Source organism: Kitasatospora sp. NPDC088351, from assembly GCF_040685575.1.
Taxonomy (GTDB): Bacteria; Actinomycetota; Actinomycetes; order Streptomycetales; family Streptomycetaceae; genus Kitasatospora.
Genome location: NZ_JBFBIL010000005.1, coordinates 202728 through 219801, shown reverse-complemented (window position 1 = coordinate 219801; position 17074 = coordinate 202728). Strand labels below are relative to the sequence as shown.

Here is a 17074-nt window from a genome sequence, read left to right as displayed (position 1 = left end):
GAACCCGCCCGCCGAGTTCCGACTCCGCTTCGCCTGGACGACCGGATTCTGCTTCAAGTGCGAGGAAGTCACCCAAGTCGCCGAGTTGGGCACACTCACCGTCGAAGGCGAGACCGTCACACTCGCGGCGTGTCACCTCTGCGCCTGGCGGCTGGAGCGGCAGCACCACCACGCCCGCCAGGCCCACCTCCGCGCCCAGCTCGCCTGTGCGTGGGCTGATGCTACGAGACGGGCAGCAGCCTGCATGTGAGGAGGCGGCATGCGGACGAGGAGCAACAGCGCACCGCGCCAAGGCTGCCCCTTCCCGGCATACGCTCATCACCGGCCGGGAGGTTCGGCGTCCAACCTGACGGGTCGTCGCTTTCGCGAGAAGGAGCTGCTGACTGTGGCAGGCAGAGGACAGGGTTCCGACCGCGGCTCGGAGAGCCAGTCGGACTACGTCGGCCGCTTTCGGGCGGGGCGGCTGGTGGACAACCGACCGCAGTCGCTGGACGCATGGCGCGTGACGATGGCTTCCCCGGACGTTGCCGCAGGTGTCGCGAGCCTGCTTGGCGGTGAGCCCGTGGAATGGGAGACGACGGCCGAGGATTCCTTGGAGGTGCTGACCGACTACGACACGGTGCGGATCACCGTTGAAGGACCATCCGCAGTCCAAGCCCGCATGCTGCTCTTCGGCTACAAGGGCCAGGTACTCCATGACTGCGACGGCGCCCGGCTCCTCGCACCGGAGGCGGACGCCGATAAGCCGTGCGGGTGTCCGGAAAGCATCGAGGAACGTAGGCTGGCGGCGAAGTCCGGTCGAGGCCCCCTGCCCAGCATCGGCATCGGCTTCAAGCTCGCCGAGAAGCCGGCACTCGGGCGCTTCCGCTTCGTGAGCAGCTCCTGGGAGCTGGCCAAGACGGTTGCCGACTTTCAGCGTGCCCTGACCGAGACCGATGGCCCCACGACGTGCGACCTCGCACTTGAGCTGGTGGAACTCACCACCGCGTCCGGTGTAGCCGTTCGCTACCGGAAAACCGGTCGTCCGCGTACTGGGTGATCCGGCGACGCCTCCTCCTCACGCCGTAGTGAGACCCACCAGACTGTCGTCGAATCCGCCACCCGAGTCAGTGGGCCCGGCCGCCCGGTCATCCAGGTCGCTCCCGCGGTCCGGCCGCCCGGAGCCTGCGGCAGCGCGCCGAAGCCTGCGCCCCAACGCGAGGAAACCCGAATCCGTGAGTGGCGCCGAACCCACGTGCACCCTTGACGCACCCGAGGCCGTTGCCCAGCCACGCACCGCCGCCGGCGTGCTGTTCTTCGACGAGGCTGACCGCGTGCTCCTGGTGAAGCCCACATACAAGCCGGGCTGGGAGATCCCGGGCGGGTACCTCCACCCCGGCGAGACCCCGAGCGAGGGCGCCGCCCGCGAGGTCAAGGAGGAGCTCGGCATCACCCCGCCGATCGGCCACTTGCTCATCGCCGACTGGGCGCCCCATCCCACGGAGGGCGACAAGCTCCTCTTCGTCTTCGACGGCGGCGTCCTCCCCGCCGACGAGCTCGAGCGCATCACCGTCGACCAGGTGGAGATCGGCGAGTACGCCTTCCATCCGAGCGACCAACTCGACGAACTCCTCATCCCTCGCCTCGCCCGCCGTGTCCACGCCGCCTGGGCTGCCTGGACGCATTCCGAGACGGTGTACCTGGAGCATGGGGGCGACTCGCCCGTAAGCCAAGACATGGGCAGCGAAGATCCTGTGCGGCAGCACCTTGATCGTTTCCCCTCCAAGGGGGCCCGGCGCTTCGGACCGACTCGCCAACCGGAGCGTGAGCCCGAGCCGATCCCGGAGCGGGTACCAACTCCGGCGGAGGTTGTCCGGCTAGATCGCGGTTCCCACCCGGCTGGTAAACACCAGCCCCGTGTCCTTCCACCGGTCGCCGGCCGCTACACGTTCCTGGGCCTGCCGCTCCCGGTGCTCCGGAGGGCCGCCAGGACCAACGGCGGGAGCGGCAGCGTCCAGAGCGAGGACGCTGTCTTGTTCGGCCCGAGCCGAAGGGTTCCCTCCACGCGCTGAAGGCTGCTGGGCACGATCAGCGTTCCGCGCTCCAGGTCGATCGCCGACCAGTGAAGTCCCGGCAGCTCACCAGACCGGAGCCCCATCGCCAGGGCCAGCACCTACAGCGCGCGCAGCCAGCCCACGCTGGCTGCTTTCAGCAAGAGCCGCGCCTGCCGCGCCATGAGGCTCTTCCCGGTGCCGTAGTCGAGCGTCGGCACCTGGACCAGTCGCCCATCGCACCGTCGCCCGCCCGACATCGAGACCCTACTCGGTGTTGCACCCAAAGCTGATCACGATTACGCCGACCGGGCCCGCATGTCAGCTTTCTGCGGTAGGAATCTAACCATGGCCAACGATGCGTACGGGATGAACGAGCAGGAGACCTGCCAAGCCTTCGTGCTGCCAGCACTGGCAGAAGCTGGCTGGCAGGACGACCAGATCCGCTCTCAGTACCGGATCAACAACGGCAGAATCGTTGCCACCGCTCGGCGCCATGCTCCTGGCGACCCGCTCATCGCTGACTATGTGCTTGAGCTCAGCCCCGACTTGCCCATCGGCGTGGTCGAGGCCAAGCGGACTCGTATCAGCGCCGCGGACGGTATCCAGCAGGCCCAGCGGTATGCCCGCAAGCTCGGACTCCCGTTTGCCTACGCGACCAACGGCCAGGTCATCTACGAGATCGACATGCAGAACCCGGGCATGAGGGAAATTGACCGGTTCCCCTCTCCCGACGAGCTATGGGCCCGCTATCAGGTCGGGGAGACGGTGGACACGCCACTCGGCGCCGAGTTGATCCGCGCCCCGTACGACCGCTCGCTGCGCAACTGGGACAACTCCATCAAACGGCCACGTTATTACCAGCGGATCGCCGTGAACCGCACTCTCGCCGCTATTGCCCGGGGCCAAAAGCGCATCTTGCTGACTCTCGCCACCGGCACAGGTAAGACGATGGTCGCTTTTCAGGTCGTCGCCAAACTTCGAAATTCGCGGTGGACCGGCGACCGCAAGCCTCGCGTTCTTTACCTTGCTGACCGCAATCTGCTGATCGATCAGCCCAAGGATGAGTACTTCACGCCGGCATTCGGAGAAGACGTTCATAAGATCAGCGGAGGGAAGGCTGTCAGGGGGCGGAAGATCTTCTTTGCCCTCTACCAGTCACTCGACAATGGCGGCAAGAGTGACGAAGAGGCGCTCTTCAAGCAGTACGACCACGACTACTTCGACCTAGTGATCGTCGATGAATGTCATCGAGGAAGCTCACGCGAGGAGTCCAAGTGGCGTGCGATCCTGGAGCACTTTTCTTCCGCCGTCCAGATCGGTCTCACTGCCACCCCGGTTAGCAATAAGGACGCGGACACCTACGAGTACTTCGGCGAGCCGGTCTACACCTACTCTCTGGCCGATGGGATCGGTGACGGCTACCTGGCCCCATATCGTGTCAGGCGGGTCCGATTGAACGTCGACATGACCGGCTACCAGCCGGCGCCCGGGCAGCTCGACAAGTATGGCAACGAGATCCCCGAGAAGCTGTACACCCCACAGCAGTATGAGCGCGTCATGGTCATCCTGGAGCGCACCGAGGCGGCGGCCCAGTATCTCACCGAGTATCTGCGCGCGACCGATCCCATGGCGAAGACGATTGTCTTCTGCGAAAACAATGACCATGCCCACCGCATGCGCATGGCCCTCCATAACGCCAATGCCGACCTAGTCCGCCAGTACCCCGACTATGTCTTCCGCATCGTTGATGCGGACGGTCCGCATGGCAAGGCCAAGCTTGATGAGTTCCGCAAGCAGGACACCGAGGAACCGGTGATCGCGGTCACTTCGAAGCTACTGACCACTGGCGTTGATATGCCCTCGGTTCGCAATATCGTTCTACTCCGCCGGATCATTTCCATGCCAGAGTTCAAGCAGACGATCGGGCGTGGTACTCGGCTGTGCCTGGAGGCAGGCAAGGGTTCGTTCGACATCATCGACTTCGTGGAAGCGACGGTGCTCTTCAACGACCCCGATTTCGACGGACCGCCGCTGCATGTGCGGCGGGACACCGTCGACGAGCAAGGCCATCTTCTCACCCCTGAACCGACCGAGACCGCTGGCTCGGAAGTCGAGGAAGAGGTTGCCGAACCGGATCCTGGCTACGAGGAGGAGGAAGGTGGAGAGCTGCCTCCCGAGAGCTCCGCCACCTCCGGCAGCATCGTGGACGACCCGGATCGAGTCGACCAGATTCGAGCAGGTGGCAAGCGGTTCGTCGTCAATGGGGTCGAGGTCTTCAAGTGGGGCGAGGCTCACTTTCAGCTTGATTCCGACGGTCGCACTATGAAGCTGATCACTTATCGGCAATGGGTGCACGATCGGGTCCTGGAGCTCAATCTGGAGCCCGGACAGCTTCGCGCGCAGTGGGCCAGCGCGCGAAGCCGTCGGGTACTGGTGGACGCATTGGCCAAGGCAGACATCGAGGTGGAGGAGCTTGCCGCCAAGCTCCAAAATCCGGACGTAGACCCAGTAGATCTACTATTGAACGCGGCCTGGGGACTTCCGTTGGTCAGCCGCGAGGAGCGGGTAGTCAGGGTTCGCCGGGAGCAACGGGAGTTCTTCGCGTCGTTCGCCCCAGAGGCCCAGCAGGTGCTCGACGCCATGCTGCTCAAGTTCGTGGAGTACGGCTCCACTGAGCTTTCCGCTCAGACGCTGCAGGTGCCTCCGTTCACCGGCATGGGCAGCGTCACCGAACTGGCCGCACGGTTCGGCGACGCTCAGAAACTGCACTCGGCGATCGACGAGCTGGGGAAGCACCTGTTCGAGGTTGCGTAGGCGAGTCGGATCGCGCGTCCTCGGTCAGCCCACTGAGCTGGCCGAGGACTTTCGTTCGTCCGACCATAGGGCGGCGGCAGCGTGGTCGGCCCGCTCAGCACCGTCGACGGTTCGTCGCCATACGGGCTGCGGGGGCGAACCCGCACGCGAAACCACTGCATGACTAGGCAGTTTGTCCAGATTTAGGTAGATATTAGTTTTAGTTTGGCGTCATCGGTGAGTGGAAAACTAAAATCAAGTTTGAGGATTCATGATGCTAGGCTAGTGCTGTGCTCAGAGACCGTACCGACACCCGGGACACTCTCTGGAGGATTGCCAGCAAGCAGCGCGGCTTCTTTACCGCGGCTCAGGCGCTAGATGTCGGCTACTCCTACCAGTCTCATCGGTTCCATGCCCAGCGCGGCAACTGGCTTCGCGTGGATCGCGGCATCTATCGGTTCCGCGAGTTCGGGCACATGCCCAGCGAGGGGGATGAGCATCTGGTCCGGTGGTCATTGTGGAGCCGAGGTCGGGCCGTTGCCTCCCATACAACCTCCCTCGCAGCCCACGGCCTGGGAATCGCTAATGCCGATGAGATTCACCTGACGATCCCTCCCGGGTTCCGCCAGAGGGACTCGGCGGTGGTGCTCCACAAGGCGGATCTGAGGCCGGAGGAGATCGAGCAGCGTGCCGGCTACCGGCTAACGACGCCAGTGCGGGCAGTCGTCGATTGCGCAGCAGCCGGCCTAGAGCAGAGCGTGATCGCGTCTGCCATCGCCCACCTGATGCAACATGGGCAGGCGACACAGCAGGAGCTGCTGCACGTAGCCGAGCAACTCGGGCCACGGGCGGAGCTAGGCGTCGAGCGGGCACTGAGAGCAGAACATTGACCAAGCCGTGTATCGGATTCTCCATCACAGCAGTTGAGTGGTGGTCAGTCATCGATTGCCGGGCATTCACCCCGCGACGAGTCCCGCAGCTCAATGTGCGCTAGGTGTGCCACGCTCTGCCTCCAGAACCAGCCAGGACCTCATGCGGCGCTCGCTATGGCCCGTCCCGCACTGAAGCTGTTGTACGACTTCTCGCCTGCAGCACTGAACCATGATTTTGGATTGGAAGACTGAGATGGCATCACGCAGCGCCGGCAAGGGTGCACCGACCACCACGCGGGCCAAACTCGCTTCAACCATCAAGTCAGCCCGCGACATCATGCGGAAGGACGCTGGCCTCAACGGTGACCTCGACCGGTTGCCGCAACTGTCGTGGCTGATGTTCCTCAAGGCTTTCGACGAGCGGGTGGAACAGGCTGGTTCGGTGCTGAACCTGGACTTTCGGCCCGCCATCGAGGGGCCCTACCGCTGGCAGGACTGGGCCACCGACGAAGACCTCAGCGGCGAAGAACTGACCTCTTTCGTCAACAACGAGCTGCTGCCATACCTGCGTGGACTTGAAGGCAAGGACAGTGACGATCCCCGAAACGTGATCTCAACCGTCTTCAAGGAGATCCACAACCGGATGCTGTCTGGGGTGTTGCTACGGGATCTGGTCAATATCGTCAACCAGATTCACTTCACCTCTGAAGACGACATCCACACCATGGCCTTCGTCTATGAATCCATCCTCAAAGAGATGCGGGATGCCGCTGGCGACTCGGGCGAGTTCTACACTCCTCGCCCTGTAAACCGGTTCATGGTTCAGCAGTCATTCCTGAAGCTCGGCGAGTCAATCCTCGACCCCGCAAGCGGAACCGGCGGCTTCCTAACCCAGGCGTATGACGAACTGCGTGAGCAGGCAGACACTTCTGCCAAGCAGAAGCAGCTACATGATGACATCCGAGGCATTGAGAAGAAGTCGCTTCCATATCTGCTGTGCACCATGAATCTTCTGCTGCATGGGATCGATAACCCTCGCCTGATCCGGGACAATGCCCTCCTCCGAATGCGTAACGAGACCGGCCCTGCGCACAAGGTGGACGTTGTACTCACTAATCCGCCATTCGGCGGCGAAGAAGAGGCATCGGTGGTCGCAAACTTTCCGGAAGGGTATCGCACCCAGGAAACGGCTTGGCTATTTGTTCACTCGATCCTGGAAAAGCTAAAGCGGGGTGGGCGATGCGCGATCGTTCTACCAAACGGTAGTCTGTTCGGCGGGGGGATCGGAGCCCGAATTAAAGAGAAGCTGATGAAGGAGTGCAACCTACATACGATCGTCAGGCTGCCTCAGGGCGTCTTCGCGCCCTATACGCAGATCCCGGCGAACCTTCTTTTCTTCGAGAAGACCGGGCCGACCGAGGAAACGTGGTTCTACGAGATTCCGCTCCCAGCTGGGCGGCGAGGGTACACCAAGACTAAGCCCATGCAGGTTGAGGAATTCGCAGCCTGCACGACATGGTGGGGTGGAGAGGCGCGGAATGGACGCGAGGAAACGGAATTCGCCTGGCGTGTATCCGCTGAGACCATCAAGGCGAGCGGATATAACCTCGACCTGAGCAACCCACATGCCGGAGACGACCTGGCTCACCGTTCGCCAGAGGATCTTGTAAACGAGCTCATCGAGAGCGAGCAGGAAATCCTGAGCCTACTCGAAGAACTGCGAGCAGGGCTGGCGGGCGGACAGTGAGCGTGTACCCCCTGCGCCCCCTCGGCGATGTCCTGTCACTCGCCCCTCAGATGGTTCCTCTTTCCCCTGATTCTCACTACCCTGTAACGGGTATCTACAGCTTCGGCAAGGGGCTTATCAAACGCTCGCCTATCCTTGGCAGCGACACCGCCTACGAGAGGATGGCCAAGCTCAGAGTCGGCCAATTGGTAATCAGCAAACTAAATGCCTGGGAGGGTGCACTCGCTGTCGTCACCGAGGATTTCGGCGACACCTATGTCTCCCCCGAGTATCCAGTTTTCAGCATCTCGGCATCCGCCGATTCTAACTACATCAAGCACCTCGTAGCGTGGCCGGCCCTATGGGAGTTTCTAACGCCGCGCGGATCAATGGTCAGGCGCAAGAGGACCAACCCAGACACATTCCTTGCCACAATGGTTCCGCTCCCAGACCTCGCCGAACAGCGTCGCCTCGCTGCTAAACTTGATGCAGCCATTAGCCGGCTTACTCGGATTGAGTCACTGCGCACGCGGATGTCCGATCTGCAGTCGAGCCTCTTCGAGTCGATGGTTCATGCCGCCCAGGAAGCAGCCACAACCACGGTACGCGTGGGTGAGGTTCTCACTCTCACTCGCGAGCCCATTGAGGTCGACCCGGGCGCCCACTATCGAGCGATCGGAATGCGCTCATTCGGCAAGGGGATGATTCACTACCCTAGCGCGCCCAGTTCCGAGCTGAGCAAACTGCGCTATTTCAATTTTCCCGCAGATGCTCTCGCCCTCAGCAATATCAAGGCCTGGGAGGGGGCAATCAGCGTAACATCCATTGAGGACGCCACTCATATCGCCTCAAATCGATTCCTCTTCTATCGACCGCTTGATAAGCGAGTGAACGTGAGCTATCTCCGTCACTACTTCCTGAGCAAACAGGGCCTCGCTCAGATCTCGGCCTGTTCGCCAGGAGCGGCTGATCGCAATCGGACTCTCGGTGTGAAACGATTCGAGAATATCGAGTTTGCCCTCCCTCCGCGCGAGGAGCAAGACAGGGTTGCATCTACCCTAGACGATCTCGCCGATAGGATCCGTAAAGTTCACGGAACACCCTCCCTTGGCGCTATTCGCCCTGCCCTACTAAACGCCGCCTTCGCCGGCAGGCTGTAGTAGCGGGGGCACTCGCCTCCAAGCACTCTCCGTCACCACCACGTGGTCCAGGAACCGTAGCCCGACCGCCTCTGCCCCCGCCCTCAGCCGCGCGGTGGCAAGGCGATCGGGCTCGCTCGGCTCAACACGCCCCGTTGGATGGTTGTGCGCCACCCCGAATGACGCACCTCCCGCCGCCAGCACCAGCGCCAGCACATCCCGTACAGGTACCAGACTTCGATCCGCAGCACCCTCCGTCAGCAGCGCCGTCCGGATCACCGAACCCGCACCGTCGCACACTACGACGACGACCCGCTCATGCCGTAGTCCACGCAGCATTGGTGCGGCAACAGCTGCGAGGTCGGCCGATCCAGCTACTCTCTGCCGGCCCGGGGCAGCGGGCGGCGAGGCTCGCCTCCCCAGCTGGAACGCCGCCGCAACCCGCGCCGCCTTGGCCGGCCCCATGCCCACGAGCCCGACCGTAAGCTCGTGTGGTGCGGCCCGGGAGAGCTCGTACAACCCTCCATGGCGCGCGATCAGTTGCCCAGCTAGCTCGACGGCGTCACAACCACCAACTCCTGACCCCAGCAGGAGTGCCAGCAACTCCCGGTCGGCCAACGCCTCTACTCCACGTGCGAGCAGCCGCTCACGCGGTCTGTCCTGCTCAGGCAGATCCTTCATACGCATCCGCCATCACCGCCCTTCGGCTGCCCGGAAGACAAGGCTCAGTCAGCAGAGTCCCGGTCCACCGGCTCATCCGGATCGAAGTCGCTTTCCTCCCCGCCCTCCTCCAGCAGCGGCGCGAGGTCACCTGCCAACGCCCCTTCCGGCGAGCCAATCAGCGCCATCAACCGTTCGTGCAACGTCTCCGACCGCGCTCGCAGGAACGCTTCATAGTCGTCCCGCATTGCTGCCTGAAAGGCATCCTCGTCCACCAGGCAGCTCGCCAGTCGCTCGCGCACTGCCTTCTCCCCATCGGTGGCGCAGATGTCCTTCAGGTACTGCGACGGCGGCTTGTCGCTCACCCAGATGTTGGACACAGAGCTGAGCATCACCAGGTTGCCGCAGACGTTCGCCTGCGCCGCACCCACTCCCTGACCCTTCAGGAACGCCTTGGGGAAGAAGTGATGGAACTCCTTGTCGTTCTGCCAGGACAGCGCCTTGTCCACGTCGATCCGCTGCCCTGTCCGGAGGTCGAGTGGCGCCGCATACGCCAACAGCAGGGCCAGCAGTTTGCTGGGCGCGTTCGTCCTTCGGAAGGCACTACGGCGCCAGAGAACGCTGCGCGGCATCCCAGCGCCGGCCTCGATCTCGGTCGCACGTCCCTCGGCAAAGGCAGTTACGGCCTGGCGGTCCGCCGCCATCTGCGACTCGTTCCAGCCCTTGAAGTACTCTCCACTGGCAGTCAGCCAGAACCACCGGTGCAGCGCTTCGTACTGCACCGTGGAGGGCTTCGGCAGCTGCCGGAACACATCAGCAAGGACAGCGAACTGGTTGTAGTAGGGGAGCGCCTCTGCGCGCGGCGCGCGGATCTGCGTGCTCAGGAAATCCACGGCACGGCGTGAGGCCTGAGCTGCGACCTCAACCGCGCCCCGGAGTTCCTCCTTCGGCAGCTCCCTCAAGCGGTCGATGTCCGTCCTCGAGAACCCGAAGCCAGAGGCAGCTGAGATCGTCCGCAACATCGTCTTGGTGTCGATCCGGCCGTACCGCTTCTCGTCGAGGACCGACAGCAAGGTCTCGATCTCGTCCTTGAGGTCGAACTCCGGGCTCCAGGTCGCGGCTCGCACCAGGTCGACGATGGTGAGGTCCGTCCCGGTGCTGTTGATCCGTTCGAACACCTTCGCCACCTCGCCGGAGGACATCTCCCGCAGCGTGACCACTGGCACCTGGTAGTCGCTGAAGCGGCTGAACAGTTGCTTCGCCCGGTCGCGGAGCTCAGGTTCTTCGATGTCGGCTACCCGACCAAAGAATGAGGACGGGTCCGCGATCAACCACATCGGCATCAGATTCATCGGCGCTGGGTCGAAGCTCTTGAGGTGCAGGAACTTCTGCTGCTCGAGGTCGTAGGCGATGTTCCACTTGCTCTCGGGGTCACGGCCTGGCTGCCAGTGCAGCGCGCCGAAGATGCTCGCCAGCCGCTGCTGCCCATCGATGATGTAGTTCACCGGGTAACCGTGGCGTGGCGCATCGACAGTCAGGCCGGCGACCGTGCGCTCGCTGGCCATCTCCTCCGCGGTCTGCCACAGCAGCACGCTCCCGATCGGATAGTTCCGCGCCACCGAGTCCAACAGGTAGAGGATTTGCTGGGGCGTCCAGACGAATCCCCGCTGGAACTTCGGTAGGACGATGTCTCCGGAGAGCACACGGTCGGCCAACTTTGCGACACGCGACACCGTAGGCTCTGGATCCTGTACCCGAGCCCCTGAGAGACCTGTCACCGTCATGCCCAACCCCCATCGCATCGGTTGTGCCGATCGTAGAGGCCCCGACTGACAAATGACGGCGCTTCGTCAGCATGCTGGCTTGGAAGTTCTCCATGGCCTGCTGAAGTTCGCGGTGACTGCTCATCACGCGGGTCGTGCCAAGCCACCAGCTCGCGGATCGGCAGACCGCCGCGCAGGACCTCCTCGAAGTAGATGCCGTGATCCGCACCGGCAACCTGCGCCAAGTGCCCGACGCGACCCACGTCTGCCGCATGTTCACCTGGGAACAGCTCACCGCCCTCACCGACGAGTGCGGCGGCGAGATCCCGGCAGGATCAGCCAGCATGTGGGCGAGCCTCGAAGACCCAACTGTCCCGGCCGAGATCGAACGATCGCCGGATGATCGCCCATCGACGCTTACCCATCACGTTCGGGCGAAGTGCAAGCGAATTCCGCCAATTTCAGCCTATTTGACGCAAGCCTCCCAGACGGGCCAATCGCCTACCCACGATGCTGCAACTGGCCTGGAACTCGGAGGCGTGGATGCGGGTGGCAGTATGGCGAAACTGACGGAGGAGCAGCGACAGCAACGAGCCACAGCGCGGGCTCGCCGTGAGGCCTTGGCCCGCGAGGAGCGGCACCAACGGGCCGAAGAGCGACGCCAGCGATGGCGGCGCGAGGGCACGTATCTCAGCTGGGAGGAGTACAAGGCTGGCGTGCCGTGCCGCGGCTGCGGGCAACCTCTCCTCGGCCACGCAAGCGATCGGCCTCCGCAGTCGAGGATGACGAATCGGGAGCGCGAGGAGCGCGACATCGCCGAGAAGCAGTTCCAGGAGCGGCACGGCGAGTGTCACGAAGGGCGCTGGTTGATCTCGGGCTGTCCGGTAGAGCACTGCTTCGCCTGTTGTCCGACACCGCCGATGGGTCCGAAGCAGGCCGAAGAGCTCGCGAAGATCCTCTTCTCCTCTCGGTCCGAGGACCGGAAGAAGGAGCTGGACGTCTGGAGGCTGACGCTGACCTGCGACCACGTGATCGAGAGGACGCAGCACAACAGCCATAACACCTACTCGATGGGGATCACCCGCTGCTCGGAGTGCGAGACCGACTGGGGGGTGGTGTCCGCCGAGCGCGTCGGGCCGCTTTGCGACCAGGAGGTCATACGCGAGCCCGGCACTCCTGGCCCAGTTGAACGCGAGCGCCTAGCCTCCGAGTTGGCCTCCGCGCAAGCGAAACTCAAGCGCCAGCAGAAGAGCGCTGCTGCGACACAGAGCCGTATCGACGAGATCAGAGCGAAGCTCACCTCGAGAGCTGACGACGGAAACCTGACGTGAGCGGGGCGGACTCGAACCACGGGCCCTATGCAGAGTCGCCAGTCATGACGCTGGCGGAGGCCGCCGTTTACGTTCGCAGGACGCCGAAGGCCATGTACAACCTGCGTGACCGAAGGTCAGGGCCTCCGAGCTTTCGGCTGGCTGGCCGCGTCTACTACCGGCGAACGGCGCTCGATGCCTGGCTGGCCGAAGGCGAGGCCAACGACTCGCGCTCGAACCTGGAGCTCGACCCGACCCGGCAACCGCACGAGCCCCGCCGACCCCAACCACGATGAAGCCACAGGCGTCCCTCCGGCACCGCCCCGATACCACCCGGCCCCGGCTCGCTCCGCAGGCTTGTCGGAAGTCGTCCGCCGCCGCCAGCTCCCCCGTATGGTGCGGCACGTGAAGTCTTCGCTGGCTCCAACCGAGATCCAGGCCGAACTGCTGCGCTGGGTCGCTGCCAACCCCGGTGCCGAGATCGAGGCGCGCAAGTCGAACACCTTGTGGGCTCTCGAGCAGCGGAAGCTCGTCAAGCGGAAGTTCTCCATCACGAAGCAGGGCTACCAAGTCCAGACCGCAGCCGTCACCGAGCAGGGCAAGTACTACCTGAAGCACGGACGGCACCCGGAAGAGGTCGAACGCGAGGCCCGGCGCAGCGCCCGCGACCCGGAAACGGCGAAGGATGCCCCGGCCGACGGGGCCGAGCTGATTCGCCGACTCGAAGCCGCCGCCGGGAGCATCACCGTCACGGACCCAGGCGTCGCGACCCGAGGCCGGTGGACCAGGGCGTTCTACCACGCGGTCAACAACGACCTCCTGCCACCAGGGCAGAAGTTGAGGCTCACCGGTCGCGAGAAGGGGGACCTCAAGCTGCGGCTCCTCGACCCCGCGAAGGAGCCTCCACCACCCCCGCCGGTGCCAGTCGTCAAGGTGCCTGCCGATCTCGCGCATGCGCACCCCTTGATCACCGCTACGCGCAAGGCCCTGAGGCGACGCCAGACGGGGACGGCCGACACTCGTGGACAACAGGGGGTCATACCGATCCATGTCTCCAGCCCGCTCGTCGACCGGGCCTTGCGGATTATGCAGGGCCTCTTCAGCGAGGCCGAGCAACGGGGCTACACAGTGGAGGCCCGCCCGGTAGAGGCATTCCGGCGACGGGCCGAGCCAAGGAGCGCGGTCGTGATCATCGTGAAGGGGCATGCGTTCCCTCTGGAGATCTGCGAACGCACCACCAAGCAACCGCATGAGCCCACGGCCAGCGAGCTGCGCGACGCCGAGCGACAGCCGGCGTGGCTGCGCAAGCGCATCCCGAAGTACGACCACGTGCCCGACGGACGGCTCATGATCGACGCTCCTGGTCATGACCAGACCTACGGATACCGCCACTACGACTGCTCGGACGGAACGCGCTGGACCCTCGAATCCCGCCTGGGCCATCTCCTCGCAGCCATCGAGGAGCGGGCTGAACGGGCCGAAGAAGAACGCGTCCGGGCCGAGCAGGCAGAGCTGCTACGGAAACAGCGCTGGCTCGAAGCCGTTGACGAAGCTCACCAGAGGCTGATCCGCGACCAGAGGATCAAGGCGCTCGAACAGCAACTGGAAACCCGGCGGACGGCCAACGAGATCCGCGCCCTCTGCGCCGCGGTACGGGAGAGCGCCACCGGTACCCCCAGCGACGCGACCATTGAGTGGCTTCGCTGGGCGGAGGCACACGCCGACTCCATTGACCCGGTGATCGCTGGCGTGGCCCTGCCGCCCGACCCGCCACCCAGCCGGCAGAACCTCGCGCCCTACCTCGGCTCACAGAACGCCCACGCCTACCCCTGGCCGTTCCCGAACCACTGATCCGTCCACGCACCGGTTGACGCCAACGCTGACGCCAATCGGCCCGGATGGCGGCGTCCGAGGACAGCCGTCCACGGACGGCAGAATCACCCAAAACGGGACATCTCACCGCCCCGGCTTGGCCTGAAAAGCGGAAGGTCGCCGGTTCGACCCCGGCCCTGGCCACAAAGGCCTGAAAAGGCAAGATGCCCCGAAGCGATTCGCTTCGGGGCATCTTTTTTTGTGCTGTTCGGCGCCACCGGGACAGCGGATGGCCACGCTCCCCTCCCCCGCAGCAAGTACGTGCAAGGCACAGCAGAAGGTCGTTCTTCTCCGCCTCGGGAAGGGCGGCGCGCCGGTCCTCGATGACGGAATCCGTCAGGCCCAAGGCAGGCAGGAAGCGCCGATGGAACGCGAGCGGCCACCCACTGTCGAACAGGTCCGAGGCCTCGCCGGCTGGATCGCGGTCGGCAAGCGAGGCCGCGAGGCTCTGTGCGGTCTTCACCCCACCGAGCGCAGTGAATCGGCGGCATCGCCAGGACCGAACCGGGAGGACACCACCCGGCTCCGGCCACGAGGCGGTGGGGCCCCGCCGGGCGGCCCGGCGGGGTCAGAGGCGGCTGCGGGTCTCGATGTCCTCGGTGAACTCCTGGATCGCCTGGGCGGTGAGGGTCGGCCGGGTGTCGGCGACCGCGGTGAGATAGTCCTCGGTGGTGGCCGGCTCGCCACGGCGGTGGACGACCTCACGTTCGAACGCCGTCTGCGCGCCCTTGCGGGCGGCGAACTCGATGTCGGCCGGGGTGAACAGCTCGCTGGCCCGCACCAGTTCGTCCACGTCCACCGCCTCGGCGGACGCCCCGAGGTACCGGACCCAGATCGCCTTCCGGGCCGCCGGATTCGGCGGCCCGATCGGGATGACGTAGTCGAAGCGGCCCGGGCGCAGGAAGGCCTGGTCGAGGGAGCGTACGGAGTTGGTGGCGCAGATCAGCAGCCGGGCGTCGTGCTCGCGGAAACCGGGGATGAGCTTGAGCAGTTCGTTGGTCACCCCGTGGCTGGCGTCGACGGCGTGGCCCGAGCGTGTCCCGGCGATCTCCTCGACCTCGTCGATGAACACCAGCACCGCGTCCAGCCCGGCGAGTTCGGCGAAGGCGTCCCGCAGCGCGGCGGCCAGGCCGTCATCGGTGTCGGCCGCCAGCCGGGACGGGAACAGCTCCACGAACGGCCAGTTCAGCCGGGAGGCGACGGCCTTGGCGAAGCTGGTCTTCCCGGTGCCGGGCGGGCCGAAGAGAATGGCCGCCTTCGGTGGCGCGACGCCGTAGCGGTCGGCCAGCGCGGGTTCCGTCAGCGGCAGCACGATCCGGCGTTCGACGACCCGCTTCTCCCGCTCCATGCCCGCCATCGCCTCCCAGCGGCCCGGGGGCAGCATCAGTCCGCCCAGGCTCGCGATCACGTCGGCGTTGGCGGTTTCGGGCGGCTCCAGCCGTTCGTAGTAGGTGAGGCCGTCGCGCGGCAGGTAGCCGGAGTTCTCCAGGGCCTTCGCGCCGGTGGCGGAGGCCGGCAGCAGGGCGCCGATCCGGCGCACGCCCAGTGCCCGCAGCCGCTTTCCCAGCTCGGCGAGCAGGGCGCTGCCGATCCCCCGGTTGCGCCACCGGGACGCCAGTGCCACGAGCAGGATCCACGCCCGCTCACCGTTCGCCTGCGCCGCCACCATGCCGGCCAGTTCGTCGCCGACCACCGCGACCACCGCCGTCCGGCCGGACTGGCCCGCGGCCATCGCCTCGGAGACGGAGAACGCCGGATCCCCGTCGTCGGCCTGGCGGGTCTGGTCCCAGATCTGGATCGCCTGGTCCAGGTCGTCGTCGTGATAGTCGCGCAGACGCCACGCTGGCATCGTCACCACCTGCCCGGATCCGGAGGCTCCATTCTCCCCCGCCGGCCCGCCGCCCGCCCGGCGCACCCCGACGCGCCCGGCACGGTGGCGGTGGAGGCCGTCACCGCACCGAGCCGCGCCGTGCCCGGGTGTGACCGCCGGGCGGTCCGGTTCCGGCGTTAGGGTCTGCGGTGTCGGAGGGGGCTGCCGTGATGAGGAGAGCCACGCATGGAGTTCCTGGTCGACATGGTGACCGCTGTTCCGGAGGGCACCTCCGAGGAGGAGGTGGCGGAGATCCGGACCCGGGAGTCGGTGCGGGCGCGGGAACTGGCCGCGCGGGGAAGCCTGCTGCGCCTCTGGCGGCCGCCGTTCGCCCCGGGTGAGTGGCGCACCTGGGGGCTGTTCAGCGCGGACGACGCCGAGCGGTTGGAGCAGGTGCTGGCGTCGATGCCGCTGCGGGTGTGGCGGCACGACACGGTGACGGCGCTGTCCCCGCACCCGAGCGACCCGGGCCGCCCGGCGCCCGGACCGGCCCAGGAGCACACTCCGACGGCCACCAGCGGCACGGCCGGCCCCGAAGCGGTCCTGCGCGGCGTCCTCGACCGCTGGAAGGCCGCCGTCGACGCGCACGAGCCGCAACGGGTCGCCGCCTGCTTCACCGAGGACGCGATCTTCCAGGGGCTGCACCCCTACAGCGTCGGGAGGCAGGGCGTCGCCGACTACTACGACTCCCAGCCCCTCGGGATGACGGCCGAGTACCGGATTCTGGAGACCAGACGGCTCGCCGACGATCTCGTGCTCGGCTACCTGGACGTCGACTTCTCGTTCACCGACCGGCCCACGCTGGGCGTCCGCCTCGGCGTGCTGGTGCGGCGCGCGGCGGAGGGCGGCTGGTTCATCGGCCACTACCAGGTGTCCCGCCTCGACCGGCCCTGAATCCGTCGGTTCCGTTGCACGGCCCGGCGCGCCGCCGTACCGCACGCCTCCGGGTGGCTCGCGCGCCCCGCCCGCCCGGGGTTCGCACTTCTCCGCCACCGGCTGTGACACTGGAGGAGCTCGAAAACTGAGGTGCGCGCCG

Annotated in this window: 13 protein-coding genes and 1 pseudogene; 11 read left to right on the top strand and 3 right to left on the bottom strand. The window is 65.5% G+C overall.

The window, feature by feature from the left end:
* The first annotated feature begins 259 nt into the window (after window positions 1-259).
* From AB0P06_RS06215 to AB0P06_RS06190, 6 genes are all read left to right on the top strand, one after another.
* A complete protein-coding gene (locus tag AB0P06_RS06215) occupies window positions 260-1039 on the top strand; it encodes a hypothetical protein (protein ID WP_363605464.1) in 780 nt (259 codons plus the stop codon).
* A 28-nt stretch (window positions 1040-1067) separates the two neighbouring features.
* Window positions 1068-2051: an NUDIX hydrolase gene (locus AB0P06_RS06210; RefSeq protein ID WP_363605463.1), complete on the top strand. Its 984-nt coding sequence runs from the start codon at window positions 1068-1070 to the stop codon at window positions 2049-2051.
* Between the two features lie 327 nt (window positions 2052-2378).
* A complete protein-coding gene (gene hsdR, locus AB0P06_RS06205; protein WP_363605461.1) occupies window positions 2379-4847 on the top strand; it encodes an EcoAI/FtnUII family type I restriction enzme subunit R in 2469 nt (822 codons plus the stop codon).
* 269 nt (window positions 4848-5116) lie between these two features.
* Window positions 5117-5716, top strand: coding sequence for a hypothetical protein (locus AB0P06_RS06200; RefSeq protein WP_363605459.1), 600 nt, complete (start codon window positions 5117-5119; stop codon window positions 5714-5716).
* 235 nt (window positions 5717-5951) lie between these two features.
* Window positions 5952-7445, top strand: coding sequence for a class I SAM-dependent DNA methyltransferase (locus tag AB0P06_RS06195; RefSeq protein WP_363605457.1), 1494 nt, complete (start codon window positions 5952-5954; stop codon window positions 7443-7445).
* Between the two features lie 2 nt (window positions 7446-7447).
* Window positions 7448-8584, top strand: coding sequence for a restriction endonuclease subunit S (locus tag AB0P06_RS06190; protein WP_363605455.1), 1137 nt, complete (start codon window positions 7448-7450; stop codon window positions 8582-8584).
* Here AB0P06_RS06190 and radC read toward each other — a convergent pair.
* On the bottom strand, window positions 8555-9244 hold the full coding sequence (gene radC / locus AB0P06_RS06185) for a DNA repair protein RadC (RefSeq protein ID WP_363605453.1): 690 nt from the start codon (window positions 9242-9244) through the stop codon (window positions 8555-8557). The two genes, AB0P06_RS06190 and radC, sit on opposite strands and share 30 nt — an antisense overlap.
* 44 nt (window positions 9245-9288) lie before the next feature.
* Window positions 9289-10956 carry a DUF262 domain-containing protein gene (locus AB0P06_RS06180; protein WP_363605451.1) on the bottom strand — a complete coding sequence of 556 codons (1668 nt, stop codon included), beginning with the start codon at window positions 10954-10956 and terminating at the stop codon, window positions 9289-9291.
* A 185-nt stretch (window positions 10957-11141) separates the two neighbouring features.
* Between AB0P06_RS06180 and AB0P06_RS06175 the strand changes: the two genes are divergently transcribed.
* The 3 genes from AB0P06_RS06175 (at window position 11142) to AB0P06_RS06165 (ending at window position 14147) form a co-directional block, all read left to right on the top strand.
* The gene (locus tag AB0P06_RS06175) at window positions 11142-12317 is read left to right on the top strand and encodes a hypothetical protein (protein WP_363605449.1); all 1176 of its coding nucleotides are present in this window, start codon (window positions 11142-11144) and stop codon (window positions 12315-12317) included.
* Between the two features lie 44 nt (window positions 12318-12361).
* A complete protein-coding gene (locus AB0P06_RS06170) occupies window positions 12362-12592 on the top strand; it encodes a helix-turn-helix domain-containing protein (RefSeq protein ID WP_363605448.1) in 231 nt (76 codons plus the stop codon).
* Window positions 12593-12701: 109 nt separating this feature from the next.
* Window positions 12702-14147: a hypothetical protein gene (locus AB0P06_RS06165; protein ID WP_363605446.1), complete on the top strand. Its 1446-nt coding sequence runs from the start codon at window positions 12702-12704 to the stop codon at window positions 14145-14147.
* Window positions 14148-14736: 589 nt separating this feature from the next.
* On the opposite strand, the gene AB0P06_RS06160 is transcribed toward AB0P06_RS06165, so the two are convergent.
* Window positions 14737-16017, bottom strand: coding sequence for a GNAT family N-acetyltransferase (locus AB0P06_RS06160; RefSeq protein ID WP_363605445.1), 1281 nt, complete (start codon window positions 16015-16017; stop codon window positions 14737-14739).
* Between the two features lie 207 nt (window positions 16018-16224).
* Here AB0P06_RS06160 and AB0P06_RS06155 point away from each other — a divergent pair.
* A pseudogene (locus tag AB0P06_RS06155) lies at window positions 16225-16491 on the top strand (muconolactone Delta-isomerase family protein); the annotation flags it as partial.
* Between the two features lie 90 nt (window positions 16492-16581).
* Entirely contained in the window at window positions 16582-16932 is a 351-nt protein-coding gene (locus AB0P06_RS06150) for an SgcJ/EcaC family oxidoreductase (protein ID WP_363605494.1), read from the top strand.
* The last annotated feature ends 142 nt before the right edge of the window (window positions 16933-17074 follow it).